This is a genomic window from Vibrio sp. 03_296 (genome assembly GCF_002265885.1).
In genome coordinates this window covers 44,032-65,924 of record NZ_NPKW01000102.1, presented here as the reverse complement: position 1 = coordinate 65,924, position 21,893 = coordinate 44,032, and the positions used below count along the sequence as shown (strand labels likewise).

Here is a 21,893-nt window from a genome sequence, read left to right as displayed (position 1 = left end):
CCTTTCCCCCAAAGGGCTCTTTTTATTTCCGGCATTAGGTTTTGCTGACTTGGTGAGAATAGCGTGACAACGTTTGCCCCTTGCCTGTCGGTTTAACAATCAGACCGATTCCGACAAAAAACAGGACACACGCGAAAATTTGCGCACTACCAAGCACTTCATCATACATAAAATAACCAGAGATTAAGGCAAACACAGGCACCAACAAAGTCAGTGGCGCCGTGGTGCTGAGTGGGTAGCGAATCAGTAGTCGGTTCCACACCCAATAGCCAAACAAGGTGGTGGGATAAGCTTGAAAAACCACCGCCACAGTGGTGCTAACATCCCAGACGTTCATGGCATGTTCAATTATCTCAGGGCCATAGAGAGCCACGGCAAACATCACCAGCGGAATGGGTGCAAAAAGCATCCCCCATACATTGAAAGCAAACGCTTGAGTGGTTTTAGAGGCTTTGACGATCATTCCCATCACCGTCCAGCACGTGGCTGCGATCATAATAAACATCAGCCCCTGCATGGTAATGTTGCCATTCGTCGCGGAAACCAGTATCAGCAGAGCGACCAACGCCATGCCCGCACCAAGTACTTTGCGCTTGGACGCCGACTCTTTATGAACCAAGATACCAACGGCCATACTAATCAACGCATTTGATGACAGTAAAACCGAAGACATACCCGATGAGAGGCCAGCCGTGATCGACCAAGAAGCCATGCCCCATATGCCCACGCCAAACACCACGCCATAAGCCAGTAGATAACGCCAAGCAACGTTAGGACGGGCAATAAAAAATATCGCAGGGATCACCGCCAAGCTAAATCGCGCCGCCGTCGCCAATAGTGGATGCACGTCCGTAATCCCCAACTTGATCATCGAGAAGTTAAATCCCCATATCGCCATAACAAAAATGGCTAAAAATAAATCGCTTCGACTCATCACTGTCCTCCTTTTAGTTGAAAAAGAGTATTACTTGGGTACAGTTAACGGTACAGATACAATTTTTTACGCAAAAACCAGTACAGTTGAAGGCAATGAGCATTTACAGAACGTTGGCCAATCAGTTTATTCGTGAAATCGAAACAGGAAAACTTGCAGAAGGAAACCGAATGCCTTCGCTCCGTCAGCTGTCTAAGCAGCAGGGCGTAAGTATGTCGACTGCCGTCAGTTGCTATCAGGAATTAGAATCCCAAGGATGGATTCATGCTCGCCCGCAAGCGGGCTATTACGTATCTCCGCAGCGCAGCAAACACAAAACGCCAGAATGGGCTCAATTTGTCAGCCAGATCTCAACCGTCAATCAAAGCTTCGCGATTCACTCTCCACATAATGGGCCGCTCGGCATTTCCAGCACCAATATCGATGAAACTGCGTTAAACGAGCTGGAGCGTAGTTTTCGACGTGCGAGTAAACGGATAGGAAAACGCCTCAACCAATATCCGAACACCCGCGGGGAGCCATCTCTGCGTCATGCGCTGAGCGATCATTTCGCCAAACTCGGACTGCATATCAATCCGGATGAATTGATCATCACCTCAGGCTGCATGCCAGCCATCAAGGCAGCACTGGAAGCCTGCACCCAAGTGGGTGATGCCATCGCGATTAGCTCACCTTGCTTTAGTGGAATTTTGGATTTGCTCGGGCAAATGGGACGACAGATCGTGGAGATCCCCTCTTTGGACGATGGGATCGATCTGCCACAGTTGGAAGCGCATTTGCAGCAAGGCATCGTAAAAGCGGGCGTATTTTGCACCTCGCACATGAACCCTCAGGGGATCACCATGTCGGCGCAGCAAAAACAAAAGCTGGCCGAGCTCGCCAATCACTATCAAGTGCCGATGATTGAGGATGATGTCTACTTAGAACTATCCTATTCTGAGCACACACCTCTGCCAGCGAAATGCTATGATCAAGATGGTTTCATCCTTTGGTGTGGCTCTGTATCTAAGAGTTTGTCGCCCAGTTATCGTCTCGGCTGGTGTCTACCCGGACGGTTCATGGAGCGCTATCAGCAACAGCACAGCGCAGCCTGTTTTGGTGTCTCTTTACCAATCCAACTGGCCATTGCCGACTTTATCGAAACGGGTCACTACGCTAAGCAGTTAAAGCGCCGTCGCAGCAAACTGTTGGCCTTACGACAAGCCTATCTCGCCTTTTTATCAGAGCGGCTACCAAGCAAAGTGAATATCAGTCACCCACAAGGGGGCATGGTGCTCTGGCTGCAAGTTCCTGGTTTGAATCTGAACCAGTTCGCTGCGTTGATCGAAGAGAACCGTATCGATATCCGCTTAGGGCAACTGTTCAGTACGTTGTCGCTCTACAACGACTGCCTGCGCATCAACATTGGGTTTGAATTAACCCAAGAAGTGCAAGATGAGCTGAGCCTGCTTGCTGCAGCAATAGTCCAATCTCAATAATAAACACCATTTTTCCAAACATAACAATTACATTAAAATAAGATAAAAGTCACAAGAAAGGAGCGAATTTATATTTAAGAGGCGGTAAACAGACATCTAAAACCATTAAACCCTATGTTTTACGCATGTAATTAACATCCTATTTAATTACAAAAAAATTGTTATATTTGTCTAGGCACGAACATTATTGTGTAGAGATTTAATTTTCATTTGATAGTTTACAGATTTTAAATTAGCGAGATCATTTTATGACTTGGAAACTGATAAACCAAAATCCAACTGTTAGCAATGCTAGAGATGTAATACCTATCAATGAAAGCTGTTCACATTTAGCAAAGCTAGGAATAAATCCAAAAATACTAGGTGATGGAGAAATTAATTTAACTAGGCAAGCTCTGATGGCTTTTAAATTAATGACTGATTTTGATAAAAAGAACGTTATTAAAGATATTAAATATGTAATAAAAAATCCAAATAGTGCATGCCTTGTAAAACATAAAGCAAACCCATTTTGGCGCATAGCAAGAAATATCAACCCTTTCAAAAATTATCATTTCATGATAATTTACAGGTTGACAGATTCTGGAAAAATAGTAATTGAAGATATTGTTTTAGATACATCATTACATGGTCGACGTGTTGAATCTAAGCATCAACGTACTTTGTTATACGATATTGAAAAAGTAGGAAAAGCTAGATATAGCGAAGAAAATTGTCTCAAAAAAGATGTACAAAATGCTTTAGAGGCTTGGAATACAAATGGATCAAGGATTGTTCCAAAAATAAACCGAGAACATGTGGCCGTTAATGGTATGAACAATGATTATAATACAGCAGCTAAGTTGATGGGTGTTCATACTGATATCGCATATCAAGATGATAACGTAGCTAGATACAACCTATTTCATAATCCTACAGATGGAGCTGGATATGATTTAGTTGAATGTCTTTTCGATAAGACTAGAATATTTAAAAGTAGAAATTCTCAACAACTAGCATCTCTAATATTAAAAGCACAATCCGAAAAAAGAAAAGTAAAATGGACCGTACACAGTCAAGGGGCAATAATATTTCGTTCAGCTCTAGAGCAAGTACTACTAAAGAGGCCAGGTTTATCGCTTGAAGGACATGAGCTTGCAGTGCATGCCCCAGGGAGTCATTACTCAATTTTGTCTATATTAGCAAAAAGTCTTAGAATGAATGTTCAAAAGTTACGCGCAAATCCGGGTGACTTCGTACCAAATATAATAGCTTTCAATGGAATTACAAGCTTAACTAAGTTAAAGCTAAGTTCAAATCCGGACTTGATCCGTGCGTGTCTCCACTCAACAACAGAAGGAGGAAGTCCACACACGCTTCCTTATCTTGGCCTTAGGACCTACGAGAGGCAACTAAGAGAATTGGGGCTTGAAAAAAGAGCCAACTTAATCTCAAAATACGAGAAAAAAGGCAAATACTAAATGAGCATACTTTCATTTTTAAAAAAGAAATATCGATTTGGTGCTAACATATTGCAATCCAAAAGTAAACTATATCGCCTTGGGGATTTAATTTGCGAAATTGAAATACCATTAGGATTTCATGAAGGGATTAGTAATGAAAAATACTTACAAAATAAAATAGAATTCGATGTACTTAACAATGAACTAAACTCTTTCAAGCATGAAGACTATATATTAATCGACTTTTTAGATTGGCAATATCATACATTATTTCCTTACCCTATGGGTTACAGTTTTTTAGGAAAGCTAATATTCAATTTAAAGCTAGTTCCTTATGTTGATAATGCTAAAAAGCATAGAGTGTTAGAGGATATAAAACAAGACATTGAACATAGATATAATAAATTTTATCATGCTGATAATTATGACCCCGATACTGGAAGAGGGTATAATAAACACCAATTACGTCAAATACATGAGCAATATAATGAATCATCCGTCGCAAATGAAGACGTTAGAAATGCTTTTATTCAAGAAGAAATAGATCTTTCATTGGTAAAAACACCTGATACAAAAATATCTACTCATTATGTAAAATATGAATCCTCACGTAACTTGACATCGTTAAAAAATCATTATTGTTTTTTGTTCAATAATGACTACTACTTAGTCATTGACTTTACTCACGACGGATGGAATGACTCATATATGGCGTTGTGCTTAGATGATGCTTTGAGAGCAGAAGAAATCGTCATTTCATCATTCCATCTCACTGATTATTTAGAGCAGGGAGCTTAAGCTCCCCTTCTCCCCCATCAACGTTTCATCTGCATCAATGCCGCGGCATTTAAAATCGCGTCTTTGGTGGTGACGTCGATGACCTTGATGTGCTTGAAACGCTCGGGTTCTTTGATGGCGACGTCGTGGGCAAAGATCACAAACTTAGCCCTTTGAACATCTTTGGCCGTAATTCGATTAATGATGCCGTTGGCACCTTGCGTTTCCACTTTGATTTTCACCCCAAGTAGGCATGCCGCCTTTTCCAGCGATTTCGCCGCCAAGAAAGTATGCGCCACACCAGAAGGACACGAAGTGACGGCAAGAATATCGGCTTGACCTTCCCCCACTACCGAAGAGTACGCCAGTGTATCGCCTTGCGAATTCTCATCTTCATTGACGGTTTTCTTTAGAGCAATCGCAATCAGCGCCGTGGTAATGGCACCAGCAAGCGTGCCGACAATATAGCCAATTTTTCCATCGACGACAGGAAGCACAATCCAGCCGCCCCAAGGCGCGTGATTGAGTACTTGGAAGAGAAAACCAATTACATTGCCGACAATACCGCCAGCAACAATCGCCGGCAGCACACGTGCGGGATCCGCCGCGGCAAATGGAATCGCCCCTTCACTGATACCAATCATGCCCATAATGCCGGCCGCTTTGCCCGCTTCACGCTCATCACGCTTGAATTTGCTTGGTGACAACAGCGTGGCCAGCGCCATCCCCAATGGAGGGGTACAAATTGCAATACCGACTCCGCCCATCAACCAAGGTTGGGTGTTCACTTGCGTTTGGGCAAACAGCGTGGCGACTTTGTTGATAGGCCCGCCCATATCAAATGCGGTCATCGCCCCCAGCACCGCGCCTAAAGCAACTTTGCCAGAATCGGCCATCGAGGCCAGAAACTGATTAAGCCACAACATGCTGCTGGCGATAGGAGAACCAATCACCCACATGATCGCCCCACAGGTAATAAACGTTCCGAGCAGAGGATAGATAAAAATAGAACCGAGCGAGCTCATGCTGTCGGGAAGCTCGATCTTTTTCAGCTGACGCACCACAAAGCCCGCCCAAAAGCCCACAATGATCGCGCCTAAAAAGCCCGTATGGTATTGATTGACCGCAATCCAAGTGCCAATCATCCCCGGCGCTAAACCCGGTTTGTCTGCCATGGAATAGGCAATGTAGCCGCCGAGCACCACGGTAAACAAAGTCAGGCCAGCAATGCCCATTTGCGCTATGTCCGCCAATACTCCCTGCTCTGGCACCGCGCCATGGCCAGAGCTCATCACAGAAAGCGACAATAGCACCCCGCCCGCGACAATAAACGGCATCATATGAGAGGTGCCAAACAGCAAATGCTCCTTAATACGCGCGACGCGTTGTGCCATTGGGCTAAGCGGCTGATGAACAAACTCACCCATGCCATGCTCTTGCAGGGTATCGACACCATTGTGACCCACAAACAACGCTCGCGCCTGATCGATATCTTCCGCGGCTTTGAGCTTCTCGACAAAACCCTCTTCAATCAATTTACTGGAGATTTGTGCCAACACTTCAATGTGGTGATGATCTTCGCCATCGGGGGATGCGAGCATAAAAAACACATCGGAAAGCTGACCATCTTCCGCTCCGTAATCAATCCCTTGGCGGCTGATCCCCACCACCACAGCAGGTAAGGCAACGGCGTGACTTTTGGCGTGGGGAATGGCAATCCCCTCTTCAAAACCGGTATTGCCAATCTCTTCTCTTAGCCAAATATCCCTTAAAAATTGCTGTTTATCGGTCAATTTTCCTGCTTTATCCAGCATCTCCACCAATTCGATCAGCACGTCTTCTTTGCTGTTGGCTTTCAGATCTAAGCAGATGACTTCGGGTTCGATCAGGTTGGTCATATCCACGATGGCTTTACCTTGCGTTGTCCATACTATCCATACTTACTCATTGAGGCGTGTATTGGTTCGCGCACGCGCGCGTAGGCTAGAGTAACCAGCCAAGCGGTTTCAAAACATAGGACGAAAGATGCAATAACTGGATTTTTGTAACATCAAAAGCGAACTGTGAACTGGGTCTGCTGTGAAAAAGCCGCATTTGCCTTACGCTGTGCTAATATCCTGCCAAACGTTACCACGAGATAGTCCGATGAAAGTTGTTGCGGTCACCGCTTGCCCAACGGGCATTGCCCACACCTACATGGCGGCCGATGCATTAACCAAAGCCGCACCAAAGTACAATGTGCAGATCAAAGTTGAAACCCAAGGTGCGATGGGGATCGAAAACCAACTGACGCCTTATGATGTGGCCCATGCAGATAAGGTATTGATTGTCTCGGATATCGAAATCGAACAGCCAGGACGTTTTGAAGGCATGAACGTGGTGAAACTCGCCATCGAAGATGTGCTGCTCAACGTCGACAAAGTGTTTCTTGTCCACTGTCGCTGAACATCAGCATGATGCATGAATATCAAGTCACCTTCTTGGTGAACGATGTTAACGCCAGTGCCCATGTGGCCCAACCATTGTCTCGTGTTGCGCGAAAGTTCAAAAGCACCCTACATATCATCAACATCACGCAAAATCGCAGCGCAGAGTTGGCAAAGTCACTCTCGGTACTGCAAGTAGGGTTGCAAGAAGGGGATTTTTGCCAAATCACCGCCATTGGCATTGATGCCGAACTCGCCTGCTTTGTGATTAAAGATATGCTGTCGGATCACTTCACCGTGGTCGGTTCAAAGATCAACTATGAGTTCTCCAGCCATCTGGCCGAGCGGCTACCGCAAATTTGCCCACCAGCCGAGGTCAAATGGCACTATGCCAAAGCACACACCGAACTCACCAAATTCGAGTGTTTGAAAGGGTTAGCGCAACTGATCTACCCCGTTTCGCCCGATGAGCTGATTTTGGCGTTTATTAAGCGAGAAGAGCGCTCTTCCACCTGCGTCGCTCCCGGCATCGCGATTCCTCATGTGATGTTTGAAGGCATTGAACACATTGCTGTGGCGGTGATCAAAAACGATGAATCGATGGATTGGGCTTCCAAAATGGGCGACGTGCATTTAGCCATTGCTTTGGTGATGCCAAGCAAGCCCAATCGAGAACAGATCATCGCTGCGACCAATTTAACGCGCAATTTACTGTGTGATCAAATGGTTGAGCGCCTACTGCTGACTCACAGTGGCGTTGATCTGCAAGCACTGCTGATGTACGCCATGTCGCGCCTACTAAATTGAGGCGCGATAATCGCTTGGTGTGCGCCCTGTGCGATTTTTAAACACGCGGCAGAAGTAGTTCACATCCTTAAACCCGCAGCGCAGCGCCACTTCATTGAGCTTAAAGTTATACTTCTTGAGCATAAACTTGGCGCGGTCTACCCTTACCCAAGTGATGTAGTCAGCCAACGTCATATGCCCTTGCTGACGAAACAGCCGCGATAAATGATTGGCGGAGATGCTAAAACGCGATGCAATGCTTTCACGGGTAATTGGCCGATGGAAGTTCTCTTGGATATAAATGCAGATCCCTTGATAGAGATCTTGCACACGGTTATGCGACTGTTCAACCGGTGCATTGAGCATGGTTTTGGCGTATTGCAGCAAGGCTTGCAGCAACAACTCGTCCATCGGCTTTTTGTGATTTTCACGCGCCAATGAGCTCAGAGCTTCTAAGATGTTATCGATGGCAAAACCTGAACGGGTTTGGATACTGTGCTTTTGGATATCGTAAAAGTTGGCTTCGCCTTTACGTTTGCTCACCAAACTGAGCCCCAACTGGCGGCGACCAAACAACATACTCAGCACCGAACAATCGGTATCCCAATTCGGCTTATTCCAACAGTTAGAAGGTATAAAAATCGCATCACCCGCTTTGGCGACAATTTTGCTTACTTTGCGATCGTGGCTTTCCATTTCATTAATGTATTCCCCATCCAATACTAACTCCAAACGGGGAAAGTTAACCTGATAGCTAAATTCAGGTGGCGTATGAAAATCACCAGCGAACCAAATATGATGAAAGGATTCACGTTCATTTAGTACCGATGAAATCAAATCATCAAACATCATCTCTAGGCTCTCATCGCATTGCTCAATTTCGTTTCGGCGTAAGGTATACAACGATTCTTACCAGCGCTCCTTGAACAAAATCACACTCTCGCCCAAATGATACAAAAATCCAGTATCAGCACCAATTCTCTAGTACTCATCCTGTTATTTAAAAACAATAAACACACTTTAACTTAATGAAATAACAGCAACTTAACATCAATAATGGCCATTTATTCGTCCAAAATGTTTACAGAATCTCATAGCGATCCAAATCACATTCAACTCATACCGATACAATTGTCCAGTAAATGTTCTATTTCTTCACTACTCGCTCGATCCGCAAAATTAAACAATATCTCTGACAAATACCCAGGCCACTTAGCGCAGCTGCGTGAGACCGGCGCGGGATAAAAAAGACAAAACACAGAGGTTTCTATGATCAACCAACTGATTAATGCCAATTTAATTCAGCTTGATCTGCAAGCAAATAACAAACAAGCCGTTTTTGAAGAGCTGATTGATATCCTGCATTCGCAAGGACGTATTTCAGATAAAGCGGCCTTCCTACAGGACATCCAAGCGCGTGAAGAGTTAGGCAACACCGGATTTGAAGACGGCGTCGCGATCCCTCATGCGAAAAGTGCCGCCGTTACCCAACCTGCCGTCGCCATTGGCGTGTGCAAACAGGGCATTGAGTACGGCGCAGAAGACGGTTTGCCTTCCAAACTCTTTTTCATGATCGCGTCACCCGATGGAGGCGATAACCACCATATTGAAGTGTTGGCTGAACTCTCTTCCAAGCTGATCGAAGAAGGTTTCATCGACACATTCCTCAATGCCGAAAACGCCGAGCAAGCACTCCAGTTATTGCTGAAAAAGGCCGAACCTGCGCCAGACACTACCCCATCAGAGAGCAAAGGGTTGATCATTGGTGTGACGGGTTGCCCTGCAGGCATCGCCCACACTTACCTCGCGGCGGAAGCACTGGAAAAAGGCGCGGCGGCGTTGGGCTACGAAATCAAAGTGGAAACCAACGGCTCGATTGGGGTGAAAAACAGCCCAACCGCAGAAGAAATTGAACGTGCAGAGGCGATCGTTGTGGCGTGCGATAAGCAAGTCGACATGGCGCGCTTTGCCGGCAAACGTGTCGTCAAAACCAACGTCAAAGCCCCCATTCGCGACGCTCAGAAGCTGATTAATGAAGCGTTAAACTCGCCAAGCTACCAAGCCGAAAGCGCCAACACGCAGTCGGTGGCGAACAAAGCGTCCCAAGCGCGCTCTGATCTCTATCGTTTCTTGATGAACGGCGTGTCTCACATGATCCCATTCGTGGTCACGGGGGGCCTTCTAATTGCCTTAGCCCTTGCGGTCGGTGGCGAGCCAACCGAAGCCGGCATGGCGATTCCTCCAGGCAGTATGTGGAACCAAATTCTAGAAGTGGGCGTGGTCGCCTTCACGTTGATGATCCCGATTTTGGCAGGTTACATTGCCTACGCGATTGCAGACCGACCAGCACTGGCTCCGGGTTTAATCGGTGGTTGGATTGCCAACAACGGTTCTTTCTACGGCGCTGAAGCAGGAACAGGCTTTATTGGTGCCATCATCGCAGGCTTGCTTGTTGGCTACTTCGTTAAGTGGATCACCTCAATCAACTACCACAAGTTTATTCAACCACTTGTTCCGATCATGATCGCACCCATCACCGCATCGCTTTTCATTGCTGGTCTGTTCATCTTCGTCATCGGTGCACCCATCGCCAGCCTAATGGACGGTTTAACCGCACTGCTCACCAGCATGAGTACAGGTAACGTGATTCTACTGGGCATTGTGCTGGGTGGTATGGCCGGCTTTGATATGGGTGGCCCATTCAACAAAGTGGCGTTCTTATTCTCTGTCGGCATGATTGCCAGTGGCCAAACCCAATTTATGGGCGCGATGGCGTGTGCCATTCCGGTTGCACCACTTGGCATGGCGCTCGCCACCGCGATGGGTCGCAAGTTCGATTTGTTTGAATCGTCAGAAATTGAAGCGGGTAAAGCGGCAGGCGCAATGGGCTTAGTCGGTATCTCGGAAGGGGCGATTCCATTTGCGGCGCAAGATCCGATGTCGGTGATTCCTGCCAACGTATTGGGCTCTATGGTTGCAGCGGTAATGGCGTTTTCTTTCGGCATCACTAACAGCGTGGCGCACGGTGGCCCTGTTGTGGCGCTACTTGGCGCGATGAACTACCCGTTATTGGCGCTAATTTGCATGGCTTCAGGCGCTGCGGTTACAGCAATCACTTGTGTGACGCTGAAGAAAATCCGCGCACAAAAGCTAGCGGCCGCAACCGCCTAACTTCCCCCTCTTTTCACCGTATGGCTTGGGCGCACGCTCAAGCCATCTTTCCGATGGTGACTTTTCTGAAGGTCACTTTTCTAAAGGTAACTTTTCTGAAGGCAAGAAAGATGTCTGAGATCCTAGCTTCGCAAGCAACCCTGCCGCTGGCGGTGTTCTTCCCTATGACCAACCCGATACAAAACTATGCGTGGGGCAGCAAAACCGCCATGCAGCAACTGTTTGCCATCGAAAATCCAACCAATGAACCCCAAGCCGAACTGTGGATGGGCGCGCATCCCAATGGTTGTTCATGTGTCACGATGGCAGGCCAAGAAGTTAAATTGTCTGACTTTATTGCGCAAAATCCATCGCTAGTTTTAGGTGAGCAGACCGCCGCACAGTTTGGTGAGCTGCCTTATCTATTTAAAATTCTCGCCGCTGAAAATGCGCTGTCGATTCAGGTGCATCCCAACAAGCAGCAAGCAGAATTTGGCTTTGCCCGAGAAGAGCAGCAAGGTATTGCGTTGAGCGCAGCCAACCGCAATTACAAAGACCCAAACCACAAGCCAGAGCTGGTTTACGCACTAACAGAATACCAAGCGATGAACGGTTTTCGCGCTATCGGCGAAATTCTCAATGTCTTTGTCGAGCTGGCCATTGACGAGTTGAGCCCATTTGTTGATGCCCTCTCAAGTGACCCAACCGAACAAGGGTTGAGTGACTTTTTCTCCGGCTTACTTTCATTGCAAGGTGAAACGAAAAACAACGCCGTAGCGGCTTTGATCCACCAAGCAAAACAGATTGATTTGCCGCTCTTTGCCTTGATTGTTGAATTGGAAAAGCAGTATCCCAACGACATCGGCCTCTTCGCACCATTGATGCTCAATGTGATTACCTTACAACCAGGTGAAGCGATGTTCTTGCAAGCCGAGACGCCGCACGCCTATTTGCATGGCACGGGCTTGGAAATCATGGCCAACTCCGACAACGTGTTGCGCGCGGGTTTAACGCCAAAATACATGGATATTGATGAATTGGTGGCATGCACTCAATTCAAACACAAGCCGTTTGAACAACTGCGCCTTGAGCCAAACCTGAGTGACGGCAGTCTGCACTACCCCATTCCTGTCGACGACTTTAAATTTGCGATTTTACCGCCCGCAGAGAAGCTGACGATCAACGTAGCCAGTGCGGAAATTTTGCTGCCTTTGGATGGCGTTCTCGAACTGAACCACGCCAATGGCGAACGTTTTTTAGTCCAAAAGGGCGAATCGGTTTTCATCCCCGCTTACAGTGAACAGTACACCATCACCAGCCAAGGCCGAGTCGCAAGAGCGTTTAGTTAAGCACATTCAAGGGGCGCACCTCGCCCCTATTTTGGATGCGAAAAAGGGCTGGGTTGCTGAACTCAGCTCACTTGAGCGCTCTAGTTCAGAGTAAAACTCCGAATGACTTTAGCAACCAGTTCAGCCTGATTACGGGTTGCAGTCTTCGCCAAACAGGCTTTAATCTGCTGTCTAATGGTGTTGCTCGTTGCATCACGTAGCACGGCAATTTCATCAACCAAAGAGCCTGAACAAAGTAAACTGGTCACTTCCGCTTCCGCTAAGGTCAATGAAAACAAAGACATTATTTCTTGAGGATGAATTTTAAATCGGCTCGCGCAAGCTTGCACCATCACTAAACAACAAGCGACATTGTGTGGCCCAATCGGCGTCACGACTTGGTAAAACCAAGGCTTTAATGTCACTCGATAAACCATATGCGCATCCCAAGCATAAAAACGCTTATCAAACTCTGCGCCAAGGATAGCCGCGGATTGATTCAAACCGAGTTTAAATTGAGCATCTGTCTCCGCTAAAGCGAAGCTTAATCGGCGTGAAAAGAAAGCCGACGATTGAAACAACGTGCTGTCAGACAATAAGCGTTGAGCCGATGCATTTAAGTAACGCAGCTCTGCATGGTAGTCACAAACAAAAATGGCCTCAGGTAACACATCCAGTAACGCATGCTGTGCGCCTGCCGCGTTGCTCTGCTGCATACGCAGTGACATCCCTAGAGCGTGATCAATGTGAGGAAGAAACGCATTGGCCGCCGCCACCTGCTGCTGAGAATAGTAAGCCGTGTCAGGCCCTGACATAAACGCAATTTCGGTGATCAATTGGCTATCCGGTTTAGCGAGTAAACAGCCAATTGAATTTCTGATCGCCGCGGGCTTCGCAAAATCCGAGTAAATTTCGGAATCAACAAAATCCTTATCATTGCAAACCAAATGGCTAGCATGAAACTGGTTGGCATCATGTCGTGCCAATCCCTGCGTCCACAAATCTACTTTATAAAAATGCTCTTGATAGGTTTCAAAATGGCCTGATTCAAAGCCATGAGCAACAAATCGAGATGGCGAATGATCGACACTCGATCGGCTAGCAATAAATGCGTGCGAAGACCCTAATACTTCACTCAGGCGGACCAACACCTCTTGCCATAATTCAGGTTTCTCAATGGTGCTGTAAATCTGTTTTACAATATCCACCTTATCAACTTGACTCATATCCACCCATCAATCAGAAGCCGTCAACTGCGCAAAAAGTATTAAACCTCCACTCCGCATTGTCAAATAAATGTGAAAAATGTTAATAGCATTACCCATATGGGTATTGTTGGGCAAAATGCTCGATGAAATACTCGGCTTCGATGACAAGACAAGGGTTGCCTTGTGCAAAATAATAAAATCGATTGGAGCACATATGAAAATACGACTACTAACAGGATGTGTAGCACTTGCTTTGGCAGGGTGCGGCGGCAGTAGCGATTCATCTACCCCGACACCACAAACCAAAACGGGTGTCTTTTTAGATAGTCCCGTCATAGGCATGAATTATCGCACTGCAACCATCAGTGACGGTATGACAACGGAAGACGGAGAATTCACCTATTTAGAAGGTGAAACGGTCACCTTTTACCTTGGCGATCTCACCTTTCCAGACGTCAAAGCTGGTGCTCAGGTCACGCCGGCTGATATCGGTGGAGGGCTAGCCACCACCACCACGGTTAACATTTTGCAATTGCTGCAAAGCTTGGACGATCACGGCGATCTCTCGGATGGTATCACCATTATCGATACCAGTAAGGATGCTTTTGTCGGCACAGGATTAGATCTCAGAAGTGATACTTTTGACGCGTCTGTTAGCGCCATTTTAACCAGCATAGGCAAAACCTTAGTCACTGAAGAGGCCGCTCAAACTCACTTTACCGAAACCTTAAAAGGCCAGTTGACCGGTAGTTGGTTATTTAGTGAAGGCGCAGGCAAGCGCAATATACTTACCTTCTTCAACGACAATAACTACATCATTGTGCATGAACATTCCGACATCCCTGACGATGGCGACCAACCTGCTGGCTCGGCTGAATACGGCACTTATACCTACGATCCTGCCACCCAAATGTTGGCGCTTAACGTGATCCGCGAATCGGATAATTCCGGCGGATTAGCAGACGACTTTGGCTCAATCACTCTCGAAGTTCAGGCCACACAAACGACTCTAGACATCACTTTCGCTGATGAAGCCGGTGAACAGGTTCGGTTTAGCAAAATCACCGACAGCAGTAATGCTATGGTGGGTGCTTGGTACTTGAGAGAAGATGACATCAGCAGCGATAACATCTTGACCATACTGCCGAATAATCAATATGTGATTGTGCACACCAATAACCAAGAAGCCTACAATGGCGCAGAGATTATGGCCACATCTGGCGAATTTGGTAGCTTTAGCCTCAATGGTGGTGTGTTCACCGTCACCAGCATCACTAGCGAAGCAGACGGTCCGGGTGGGTTATATGATAAAGATAGCCCCATGTTTAGCGCGACTATCACGGTAACAGACAATGAAAGCCTCAACTTTACTAACTCGGATGAGAATTTCACCTTCAGCCGTATCAAGTAAGCTTCTGAGAGAGAGTTTCTGGCTGGCAACCGATGCCTTTCAAAAACAACTGATCTTGCGAGCATTAGAGTCGAACCAAGGTAACTGGGCCGCCACCGCAAGGCAATTAGAGCTCGACAGTGGCAACCTCCATCGTCTAGCCAAGCGATTAGGTATTAAGTCACAAAAGGGGCTCAATGAGCCCCGAAACATAACGATGTAACGAATCTACTGCTCACCTTGGCTTGAGATGAACACGATCTCGTGCTCAGTAGAGGCATCCACCAAACGAGAAATATCCAATGTTTCGAGTATTTTATGCTCGAAGGTTTCATCCGAAGAAAGCAGCCACTTACGGAATTTTTTCTTAGACGCTTCGCCTTCTAAGCGATATTTAAACAAAAAGCTCAACATATAGTTATCTTTGAGCGGAAGGTTGTACACGCGTTGGAAAATATGTTTGTAGTTAATATCACCTTCAACGTACTTAGAATATGTCTGTTTACCTATTGTTACCGTTTCACAGCTGATAGGTGGAAAGGACCTAAAATAATCGTCCAACAAGAACTCTTCTCTTTCTTTTTTATCTTCCTTACTATCCGGAAACTCTCCCCATACTTTATTTGCATATTCAAAGGCGTGATTCATATCCTCTGTATGCCGACCACGCAACGTTCTTTCTACTGGCACAGGATCATGATAAAAATCTAGATATTCTTTTTCTATCACTGCGTTCAGCGATTCAACACCATCAAATGATTGTGGCACTTTTTTAAGTCTCACGATCACTAGCAATAAGCCTTGACTATTATAGGGATCGATAGGGTTGATAATGACGTTGTGAAATCGATATGAGAAGAAACCCAGATCAACTTTATGCTCAAAAAAGTTGGGATCAGCACTGCCATTAAGTACGTCTAAGTTCGTTTCCTGAAGATAGTATTTAAAACTAGAGCAATTATCAGGAAATGAGAATTCATAGAGATGATCATCTATTCGATATCGAGCATGAGCTCTGCTTACAAAATTTGGTTTTCCTCTAAATCCATCTCTAAAGCTTTTGATAAACATCACTTCACTCCAAATTCCTTTATATATTTATCAATATCTTTTACCCTTTTTAAAGCTTTAGCATTACCCGACATAACAAGTTGCTTGCGATATAGCTCCAATCCAAAATAGGGCAAAGTATGAGGACTAGCTGTCATAATATTTCCTTTGACCAATCCGACAAATTTAATACACCGCATCAAACTACTTGTTGTTAGCTTATCCTCTCTCGCAGCTAAGTTTGGTACCAAATCAAAAGGATTCGTCCTGGTTTTGTGACGATTGACTTTTAATCCCAGTAATTTTGCATTGCGATCAATTTTACTTGTTCTTGTACCCCCTGCATGAACTACGACTTCTTGATTAGCCAATCTCAGCGAAGGATTTTTTGTGTAGACAAACTCTAAAGCTGCGTTAAAAATGATCGCCCCTTGACTATGAACAGTCCATTTTACCTTCTTGCCACTCTGCGCACATTGCTTCATAACAGCGGCTAAGTGCTGAGCATTGTGCGAGGTAAAAATAGTTTTATCAAAAGAACACTCTATTAAATCTAATACACCACCATCACTTGGATTGTGAAAGAGCGTATATTCTTTGGGAGCATCTTCCTTATAAGCAACTTCTGTATGTACTCCCATTAATCCGACAGCTTTAGCATAAGGATTTAACATACCATTTACTGCTGCATGCATTGTTCTTATACTGGTTGCTGGCTTGACGCTACCACTTTCCCATTCACCTAACATTGCAGCAACCGTTGCTTCATCTTGAGTTCCATCATAAACACCATAACTTTCAATACCCTTCTTTACATGATACATTTGGGTTCGTTGATGAGATACTGTATCAATTTTTCTTCCATGCAATTTTGTATCAAATGAAATATCATGAATAACAACTTTACCACTCTTGAACGTAATCGTTAGTAAGTAATGATAATTTTTAAATGGATAAGTAGTACGAAAAACTCTCCAAAGAGGGTTTCTTTTATGTCGAACGATTGACTTAGCACTCGGATTAGCCGTAACGAAATACATTTCTCTTACAACCTGCCTTTGATCGTACTCATTCAATGATGCCAACATGAGCAGAGCTTGACGAGAAATACAAATTTTCTTCTCACTGAATAACGAAGCACATAACATTTTACCAACTACTTGATCCAGCTGAACTCCTGAACGATTATTTACTTCAATGTAATCAAAAGCCTCTTCTCGGCCTGCGAATTTCCAAGTCATTTTTCCATCCCTATTAACTATGTTGGATGGAATACTAAACCAACGAAGATGTAGTAAATTAGTGAGAAAAACACTCAATTTAATTAACTTAGAAATATGCCTATTTTTATGATAATTAACAAACATATAAATTTCATTTGAAGTTATATGCCTCGCAATTATTATTATATTGGGGTCGTCATTTAAGGTGAAGAGCCCAACTGAACGAGTATTGTAAAACTTAAATTCATCGCACCTTTTCTTGATGATCTACGGGGCCCTTTATTGCTTGCAAGTTAGACATATCCCCCAGCTCACAAGCCTTTAATGTTTGTTCGTGGAAAGCCTGGGGCAATCCTGGCAAAGGGTTCCGTTGCGGCACTTGTATGCTAAACAACAGCTCATCCTAATGTGTTTGAGCCCGCTTTCAGTGTCTTCTTTGATTAGACTCGCTAAGTGTTTGTCAGATAAATGAAATGCATCCAACCAAAGTTTCGCTTGCTGCTCGATATAGCTATTGTCGAGTTCAGGTCTCATGGATTGAAGCTTGATCAGACAACTTAAAATCAGATCGGCGAGCAAGTGGTTGGTAAATCCGGGGCGAATTCGTGTCCATTGGTTGATTTGTTGACGGTATTGTTCGAACAAACGTAATAACTGCTCACCAGCTCTCGGGACCAATACCTCCGGCTCGCCATGCCAGTGCATTTCAGAGGCAAAGCGGTATCCTGCAATAAAACCACGATGCTGGAACTGGGCAAAGTTCGCAAAATCTGGCAACGACTTTAGCCCATAGATAGAGAGAAAACTGAGATAGATAGGTTGCCAGCAGAGCAAGTCCCAGGTGCGTGTTAACCAATAACCGCTGCCCGCTTCTGGATTGGCCTGTGCAAGTTGGTGATAAATGCTCTGTATGATGGCAGTGCTGTTTGGATTTCCGACCAAGATGCACGCTTTCGGCAACTCACCGAACGAGCCTTTTAAATAGGGGGAAACCTGCTTCGAATGCGTGAAAATTAATTGATAAATAGCGGGTGGAGGCGGACGAAACCAAAAACGTTTGAGCCATTCTGGGCGCATAGACAACAAATATCGAGTGTGAGTTGGTCAATACCTTAACGCAGCGGGAATTGTAAAACTTAACAATACGGTGCAAAATGATAACCATTCTCTTTTGATTGACTTAACAGTTGTACACTGAGGCCACCCTCATGGTTGAGGTACAATTCAATCCGCATGGTTGGTATTCATTGTGGCAACAGCACAAAGTAAAAACAGATCGATCTCGACATTCAATCGCATCAGCAAGGTGTTGTCGTTTATTCATAACAACCTGGATGCTTCACTGTCACTGGAAGAAATTGCGGAGCAAAGTTGCTGGTCACGCTGGCAATTGCAACGCGTCTTCCAATCGGAAACGGGCTTAACCGTCGCGCACTATGTACGTGAGTTGAAACTGAGCACTGCCGCTGAAATGCTGTTGGACACGGATCAGCGAGTCATTGATATCGCCCTTTCCCTTGGCTTTAATTCCGAGATCGCCTTTAGCCGCGCATTCAAGCAGTTGTTTGGCGATAGCCCTCGCCTCTATCGCAAGCAAGCGCAACGCTTTGGCCTAAAGAAACCCATCGAAATATCAGAAGTTAATCACGCTGGCATCAATACAAGCTCGTTTGTTGAAGTGAAAGTCGACACCAAAGAAGCGTTTTTGCTGAAAGGGGTTCATGGGGAAATTAATGGCTTATTTTCTCTTAAGCCCAATTTCGCGCAAGTCGTCCCTCTGCTTTGGAAAAGCCTTGAAGAGGCGGCTACAAACCTTCCGCCATTAACGAACCGAAGGCTTGGTGTCGTGGATGTGACCCAAGCGAGTTTCGATGGTAGCCGCATCAAGTATTGGGCGGGTATCGAACTTGATTCGAACATCTCCCTTCCTGAACGACCCAGTTTGATTTCTGATCAACTCGAAACGCTGGCAGTGCCCGAACAAACTTACGCGATCGTAAAACACAAAGGCCCGATTGAGCGACTCCCAAGAACGCTAGAATGGTTCATTATTCATTGGCTGCCAAATTCTGGCTATCGCGGTATAGATGGTTATGAACTGGAAGTCTACCCCTCTGACTATCAACTCAACTCACTCAATGCTGAAATGGAGTACTGGGTACCGATCCAAAAAGTATGAGGTTATCCAAGACCATGCGTATCCCAAGTGACTTTAAGTTTGTGTTGAAGTTGCACCAAATTGTTAACTATCTTTTGAGTCGCCCAATACAATGCAAATGAGAATTACTACCATTAAGTATGCATTGGTATTTAGGGACAATATGAACACAACAACTCCATTTAAAACTTCCTCTATCGCGCTTGCGATCATGGCGACGTTTACCACTCCTCTTGTTGCTGGCGCGCAAAGCAGCGTCGAAAACACTCAGCCTGAAAACACTCAGCTTGAAACTACCCAACTTGAAACCATTACGGTTCTTGGCAAGGTCTATCGCAATACGGCGACCAAAACGGCGTTAGAGCCCGAGGAGACGCCACAAGGTGTGACGATCATTGATAAAGAGCTGCTGGATCAGCGCGGTGTTAAATCGGTCAATGAAGCCCTACGCTACGCTCCGGGCGTAGTGACGGAACAAAAAGGTGCTGCGGTCACCATGTACGACAACTTTTCTATCCGCGGCTTTGAGACCAACAACCAGAACTATTACGATGGTTTGATCCTGCCTTACTTAGCGGGATGGAACTTGCATCCGCAAATTGACCCAGTCGCGATTCAGCAAATTGAAGTGTTTAAAGGCCCAACCTCGGTGCTCTACGGAACCATGCCTCCGGGCGGCATGGTCAACATCATTGCCAAATCACCTCAACAGGAGCAAAGCACATCGGTAGGGCTGGCAACGGGCTCACGTCATCTTGTGCAAGCGTCTCTGGACTCTGCTGGGCAAATCGGTGACAGCAACCTATCCTACCGACTGGTGGCCATGGCACGTAAGCAAGATAGCCAAGTCAATGGTGCAGAAGAAGAGCGTTATCTCATCGCGCCATCTCTCGACTGGCAAGTGACCGATCGCACTCTGATCAACGTGAATCTTTACTATCAGAACGATCCCGCCATGGGCATCAACTCTTCCATGCCTGTTGAAGTGGTGAAAAGACAATCACCTTCGGTCTCGATGGGGGATATCAATTGGAGTACCTTCGAGCGCGACGTACTCATGCTTGGCTATAAACTCAATCACGAGTTCAATGACAACTGGTCATTTCTACAAAATGCCCGTTATACCGATGCCTCGTTGTACCAAGAGAACACTTATCACCTCGATACCGGCTTTACAGCGGCGACGGGTGCGCTGTCTCGAAATATCTATACTACCGATGAAAGCTATAAGAGTGTGGTGATAGACAACCAGCTTTCTGGTCTAGTGACGATGGGCAATTGGCAACACAACTTGCTGGTTGGCGTCGATTACCAAGATCTCGATGGGGATTCTTCATACAAAGAGTTCGCTGGCAACGCTGCTTTTTATACCTTCAACGCCTATCAGCCAAACAACCATCTGTTAGACAAAAGCCAACTCAACGAAGTCTATTCAGAGCGCCACGACATTGGCTTTGAACAGCTGGGCGTCTATTTCCAAGATCAAATACGCCACGGCCAACTGATTTTGCTGGCGGGTGGACGTTACGATCTGTTCAAATCCCACGATGATAAGACAAGTACTGCGCCAACGTATGATGGCAAAGAGACGTCCGATCATAACCAGTTCTCCTACCGTGTTGGTGCTTTATATGAGCTTGGCAATGGCCTGTCACCCTTTGCCAACTATGCCACCAGCTTTGAACCCGCGGCAGGCACCGACATCAATGGTAAGAGCTTGAAACCGCAAACGGGTGAGCAGATCGAAGTCGGCTTTAAGTACATGTCTGCCGACATGGCCAACACGCTGACCGCGTCTTACTTCCACATTACCAAATTTGACTCCATTGCCGCCGACCCTAACGACCCGACATTCCGTGCAAAAATCCAATTGGGCGAAGTGACGTCTCAAGGTGTCGAGCTTGAAGGGCAGGCCTATCTTGCTGATAACTGGGATGTACTGGCCTCTTACACCTACCTTGATATGGAAGTGAAAAAAGCCACCGATGCCACGCTTGTCGGGACGACCCCAATTTATGTGCCAAAACACAGCGCAAATCTTTGGACCAACTACTACCTCACTTCCGGCGCTTTAAGTGGTGTGCGCATTGGTGGTGGTGTACGTTATGTGGGCGAAATGGAAATGGACGCGACCAACACCCAAGGCAAGGTGCCATCGTACACGGTTGCTGACCTCTCGCTTGGTTACGACCTGGGCAACGCGAGTGATTCGCTCAATGGCGCGCAAGTCAACTTGGTGGTGAACAACCTGTTCAATGAGCAATATTACTCATGTTACAACCAGACCAACTGCTGGTTTGGTGCGGAGCAAACCGTCGAGCTCAACGTGAATTACGGCTTCTAACCAAATAGAATCGCCAACAAGTAGGGTGAGGCATTGGCCACCTCACCCATCTATACAGAGCAACATGTGCTAATTTTTATACTGTTAATGCGCTTTCCATTCCACATGGCGGCGAGCATATGCTCTCCTGCCACCAAGTAACATTCTCACTCTTTCCGTTAGATTTCTGCCTGACTGGCTTGTCAGCTTTGCTGCAAAA

The 21,893-nt window shown here is 45.9% G+C and carries 17 protein-coding genes; 10 read left to right on the top strand and 7 right to left on the bottom strand.

The window, feature by feature from the left end; all coding sequences use genetic code 11:
* Nucleotides 1-34: 34 nt before the first annotated feature.
* Complete coding sequence (locus CIK04_RS12550) at nt 35-934, bottom strand: EamA family transporter (protein WP_072609265.1); 900 nt, start codon at nt 932-934, stop codon at nt 35-37.
* A 95-nt stretch (nt 935-1,029) separates the two neighbouring features.
* On the opposite strand from CIK04_RS12550, the gene CIK04_RS12545 reads away from it, so the two are divergent.
* The 3 genes from CIK04_RS12545 (at nt 1,030) to CIK04_RS12535 (ending at nt 4,652) form a co-directional block, all read left to right on the top strand.
* Complete coding sequence (locus CIK04_RS12545; protein ID WP_176463331.1) at nt 1,030-2,412, top strand: PLP-dependent aminotransferase family protein; 1,383 nt, start codon at nt 1,030-1,032, stop codon at nt 2,410-2,412.
* 248 nt (nt 2,413-2,660) lie between these two features.
* Nucleotides 2,661-3,872 carry a hypothetical protein gene (locus CIK04_RS12540; RefSeq protein ID WP_097352512.1) on the top strand — a complete coding sequence of 404 codons (1,212 nt, stop codon included), beginning with the start codon at nt 2,661-2,663 and terminating at the stop codon, nt 3,870-3,872.
* Nucleotides 3,873-4,652 carry a hypothetical protein gene (locus CIK04_RS12535; RefSeq protein WP_045612672.1) on the top strand — a complete coding sequence of 260 codons (780 nt, stop codon included), beginning with the start codon at nt 3,873-3,875 and terminating at the stop codon, nt 4,650-4,652.
* Nucleotides 4,653-4,669: 17 nt separating this feature from the next.
* Here the strand turns inward: CIK04_RS12535 and CIK04_RS12530 are convergent, their stop codons facing one another.
* The gene (locus CIK04_RS12530) at nt 4,670-6,535 is read right to left on the bottom strand and encodes a fructose-specific PTS transporter subunit EIIC (protein WP_097352511.1); all 1,866 of its coding nucleotides are present in this window, start codon (nt 6,533-6,535) and stop codon (nt 4,670-4,672) included.
* Nucleotides 6,536-6,776: 241 nt separating this feature from the next.
* Here CIK04_RS12530 and CIK04_RS12525 point away from each other — a divergent pair, with 241 nt between their 5' ends.
* Nucleotides 6,777-7,076 (top strand): PTS fructose transporter subunit IIB, encoded by a 300-nt coding sequence (locus tag CIK04_RS12525; protein ID WP_026050582.1) that lies wholly within the window; start codon nt 6,777-6,779, stop codon nt 7,074-7,076.
* An 8-nt stretch (nt 7,077-7,084) separates the two neighbouring features.
* Nucleotides 7,085-7,864, top strand: coding sequence for a PTS sugar transporter subunit IIA (locus CIK04_RS12520; protein ID WP_017421816.1), 780 nt, complete (start codon nt 7,085-7,087; stop codon nt 7,862-7,864).
* Here the strand turns inward: CIK04_RS12520 and CIK04_RS12515 are convergent.
* On the bottom strand, nt 7,856-8,695 hold the full coding sequence (locus tag CIK04_RS12515; protein WP_017421815.1) for a helix-turn-helix transcriptional regulator: 840 nt from the start codon (nt 8,693-8,695) through the stop codon (nt 7,856-7,858). The two genes, CIK04_RS12520 and CIK04_RS12515, sit on opposite strands and share 9 nt — an antisense overlap.
* A gap of 417 nt (nt 8,696-9,112) precedes the next feature.
* On the opposite strand from CIK04_RS12515, the gene CIK04_RS12510 reads away from it, so the two are divergent.
* The gene (locus CIK04_RS12510; protein WP_097352510.1) at nt 9,113-11,014 is read left to right on the top strand and encodes a fructose-specific PTS transporter subunit EIIC; all 1,902 of its coding nucleotides are present in this window, start codon (nt 9,113-9,115) and stop codon (nt 11,012-11,014) included.
* A 110-nt stretch (nt 11,015-11,124) separates the two neighbouring features.
* Nucleotides 11,125-12,342, top strand: a complete 1,218-nt coding sequence (gene manA, locus CIK04_RS12505) for a mannose-6-phosphate isomerase, class I (RefSeq protein WP_176463330.1) — start codon at nt 11,125-11,127, stop codon at nt 12,340-12,342.
* A gap of 80 nt (nt 12,343-12,422) precedes the next feature.
* On the opposite strand, the gene CIK04_RS12500 is transcribed toward manA, so the two are convergent.
* Entirely contained in the window at nt 12,423-13,547 is a 1,125-nt protein-coding gene (locus CIK04_RS12500) for a helix-turn-helix transcriptional regulator (RefSeq protein WP_038939162.1), read from the bottom strand.
* 196 nt (nt 13,548-13,743) lie between these two features.
* On the opposite strand from CIK04_RS12500, the gene CIK04_RS12495 reads away from it, so the two are divergent.
* Nucleotides 13,744-14,940, top strand: a complete 1,197-nt coding sequence (locus tag CIK04_RS12495; RefSeq protein WP_232708641.1) for an adhesin — start codon at nt 13,744-13,746, stop codon at nt 14,938-14,940.
* Between the two features lie 207 nt (nt 14,941-15,147).
* Here CIK04_RS12495 and CIK04_RS12485 read toward each other — a convergent pair whose 3' ends face one another.
* The 3 genes from CIK04_RS12485 to CIK04_RS12475 all read right to left on the bottom strand — a co-directional run bounded on the left by CIK04_RS12485 (nt 15,148) and on the right by CIK04_RS12475 (nt 18,269).
* Entirely contained in the window at nt 15,148-15,990 is an 843-nt protein-coding gene (locus tag CIK04_RS12485) for an Mg-dependent DNase (RefSeq protein ID WP_232708639.1), read from the bottom strand.
* A complete protein-coding gene (locus CIK04_RS12480) occupies nt 15,990-17,210 on the bottom strand; it encodes a hypothetical protein (RefSeq protein WP_097352530.1) in 1,221 nt (406 codons plus the stop codon). Before CIK04_RS12480 ends, CIK04_RS12485 begins: the two co-directional genes overlap by 1 nt.
* A gap of 303 nt (nt 17,211-17,513) precedes the next feature.
* Nucleotides 17,514-18,269 carry a siderophore ferric iron reductase gene (locus CIK04_RS12475; protein ID WP_045612684.1) on the bottom strand — a complete coding sequence of 252 codons (756 nt, stop codon included), beginning with the start codon at nt 18,267-18,269 and terminating at the stop codon, nt 17,514-17,516.
* Nucleotides 18,270-18,441: 172 nt separating this feature from the next.
* Here CIK04_RS12475 and CIK04_RS12470 point away from each other — a divergent pair, with 172 nt between their 5' ends.
* Complete coding sequence (locus CIK04_RS12470) at nt 18,442-19,371, top strand: AraC family transcriptional regulator (RefSeq protein ID WP_097352507.1); 930 nt, start codon at nt 18,442-18,444, stop codon at nt 19,369-19,371.
* 142 nt (nt 19,372-19,513) lie between these two features.
* A complete protein-coding gene (locus CIK04_RS12465) occupies nt 19,514-21,694 on the top strand; it encodes a TonB-dependent siderophore receptor (RefSeq protein ID WP_097352506.1) in 2,181 nt (726 codons plus the stop codon).
* The last annotated feature ends 199 nt before the right edge of the window (nt 21,695-21,893 follow it).